We start from the raw sequence: 2816 nt of genomic DNA, 5'->3' as shown, positions 1-2816 counted from the left end.
GCCATGGCCACGCCCAGCGGAGTGAGCGTATGCAGCACACGCACCGTGTCGCCATGTTCCGCGATCACCTCGTGCAGACGCTTGTAGCAGTGCGGGCTCTCATCCAGCCCACCGCCACGCAGCACTACACCTGATGCCTGCAGCCACTCCTGCATCATCTGCAGCGTCACCAGCCCGGGACGCTTACACTCCCCGGTCTTGCGGTCGTACACACCTGCCGCCTGCTTACGGCCCATCACTCGGCCCGCGCCGTGCACCGTGGAGTACAGCGCAGTCTTAGAGTCTGGAGAGTCCACACCCTCCAGAATCACCGACCGCTCTCCCATCGTGCCGCCGACAAAGCCCTTCTGCCCCGGAAACGCAGGCGTGGCGCCCTTACGGCAGACCCACATCTGCTTGCCCCCGTGCTCTTCCAGCCAGGCGAAGTTATGGTGGTTATGCACCTCTTCCACCACACTCGCACCCAGCAGACGCGCCACACGATCGCACACCCAGTCACGCCCCGCGTAGGCATAGGCTCCGCCCAACTGCATGGCGGCGACATACTGCGCTCCCAGGTCGCTGGTCACGTCCAGGAAGACAGGATCAACCATCATGCCGTCCTTCGCGCCTGCGGCCTTCAGGAACCACGTCGCAATGCCGTGGCCCAGGCCACGCGAGCCGAAGTGCACACCAACCCAAGCGCGGTCCTGCTCGTCGACAAACAGATCGACGTAGTGGTTGCCGCTGCCGATGGTACCCAACTGCGCCTGGGCCTTACGCTTCAGAGGCTTCGCGGCATCGGTATCCCAGCCGGGATGGCCGTCCTTCGCGAAGATCGCATGGTCCACGTCTTCGTTGTTCCTGCGACCGACACCGAAGGAGAGCGTATTCCACACGTCGTCCATGATGCGCGTGATGTTCTGCCGCACTTCACTGCCCGGAATATCCAGGCGCACGGCCTTGTTTCCGCACGCGATATCGAACCCGACAGCCGTAGGGCTGATGCGACCCTCGCTTGCGATCACTCCGCCAATTGGCACGCCGTAACCAAGATGTCCATCGGCCATCAGGGCCATATAGTCCGCGTGGCGGGCACAGACCTTTGCCTGCTCCAGCGTGTTCTCTTCATGCTTTCCCCATACCGGGATGTTGTCTACCAACTGCATTGCTGCTCTCCTTTCTGTCTGATCTCCGCGCCGAGCAAGCGCGGGAACAAGGCTGAGTCACCACCTCCGCGCGAATCGCGTTGGCGRCAAAGTAAAAGGCCCGGCTGTCGCCGGGCCTCGTCTGGTGCAGAGTTGAAGCGCAGACTTATGCCTGTGCTTCCTCTGTCGAAGCGGCGAGCTTGGTGGTCGCGACGGTCCAGTTGGACTCGCCGATCTTGAAGCGGGCAAAGCGGCGAACCGAGATATTCTCGCCAAGCTTGCCGATCTTCTGCGCGATAAGCTGCGCGATAGTCAGCGACTGTTCCTTGATGAAGGGCTGCTCCAGCAGGCAGACCTCCTCGTAGAATTTGGACATCTTGCCCTCGAGCATCTTCTCGATGATGTTGGCCGGCTTGCCGCTGGCGGCAGCCTGAGCGCGGTAGACTTCCTTCTCACGCTCGATGTCCTCAGCCGTAACCTCTTCCTTGCCGACGTAGCGAGGATCGGTTGCAGCGATGTGCATCGCGATGTCCTTCAGCAGTTCCTGGAAGTCGGTGGTAAGGGCAACGAAGTCGGACTCGCAGTTCAGCTCCAGCAGAACGCCGATCTTTCCGCCGGCGTGGATGTAGCTGCCCACCAGGCCCTCGTTGGTCGAGCGCGAAGCCTTCTTGGCCGCGGAAGCCATGCCGCGCTTACGCAGCACGACAAATGCCTCTTCCATATCGCCCTTGGCCTCCTGCAGCGCCTTCAGGCAGTCGCCCATGGGAGCGCCGCTCTTCTCGCGGAGTTCCTTTACCAGCTTTGCGTCGATCTTTGCAGTCTCAGTCGCCATGTTCCATTTCCCTTCTTTTCCGTTCAAATCTTCGTTGATCTGCCATCCCGCGCACATCAATATCCGGTTACGCGGCAGGCATACAAAAAGAGCGTGGTTGCCAATGAACCGGCAGCCACGCTCCCTTGTGAAAGTTCGTGATCTGCTTAGGCGCCGGCTTCGGCGGTAACCTCGGTCTCGCTCTCCGTCTTGCGGATGCCGCCACCCAGGGCAGCTTCCAGATCGACGGTCTCTTCTTCTTCAGCCGCAGCTTCCGGAGCAGCAACTACGACATCGCCCTCTTCGCCGTCGTCAGGGAGGAAGTGCGACTCGGTCTGAACCGGGGTCACATCCTGGTACTCGTCGGCAAACGCCTTGTCGCCAACCATCTGCACGCCCTCGTGGGCTGCGTCGGCGATCTTGGTGGTAAACAGACGGATGGCGCGCAGAGCGTCATCGTTGCCGGGGATGACGTAGTCAACCACGGTGGGGTCGCAGTTCGTGTCGACAACGGCTACTACCGGGATGCCCAGCTTGCGGGCCTCAGAGACGGCAATAGCTTCGTTGTTCGAGTCGACGATGAAGATCGCATCCGGCAGGCGACGCATGTTCTTGATGCCACGGAGATTGGCATGCAGGTGCTTGCGCTCGCGCTCCAGGCGGATGACTTCCTTCTTCGTCATCAGCTCATAACGGCCATCGGTCGACATCTCGTCCAGCTCCTGCAGACGCTTGACCGACTTCTGCACCGTAACCCAGTTCGTCAGCAGACCGCCAAGCCAGCGGTTGTTGATGAACGGCATACCGGCGCGCTCGGCTTCCTCAGCGATGGCGTCCTGCGCCTGGCGCTTGGTGCCGACGAACAGAACGGTCTTGCC

The 2816-nt window shown here is 61.3% G+C and carries 3 protein-coding genes; all 3 read right to left on the bottom strand.

Annotation, left to right across the window (positions count from 1 at the left end; all coding sequences use genetic code 11):
* A partial coding sequence (locus tag AB4043_RS21300; RefSeq protein ID WP_442308013.1) for an RtcB family protein occupies positions 1–1148 on the bottom strand: 1148 nt, incomplete at its 3' end.
* A gap of 145 nt (positions 1149–1293) precedes the next feature.
* Positions 1294–1959 carry a translation elongation factor Ts gene (gene tsf, locus AB4043_RS21295; protein ID WP_442301035.1) on the bottom strand — a complete coding sequence of 222 codons (666 nt, stop codon included), beginning with the start codon at positions 1957–1959 and terminating at the stop codon, positions 1294–1296.
* Positions 1960–2105: 146 nt separating this feature from the next.
* The coding region (rpsB, locus tag AB4043_RS21290) for a 30S ribosomal protein S2 (RefSeq protein WP_442308012.1) at positions 2106–2816 on the bottom strand (711 nt) is incomplete at its 5' end.

Origin of the sequence: Terriglobus sp. YAF25, from assembly GCF_052113305.1 — a bacterium.
Classification (GTDB): Bacteria; Acidobacteriota; Terriglobia; order Terriglobales; family Acidobacteriaceae; genus Terriglobus.
The sequence above is the reverse complement of the archived record's forward strand: the minus strand, read 5'-3'. Positions and strand labels throughout refer to the sequence as shown.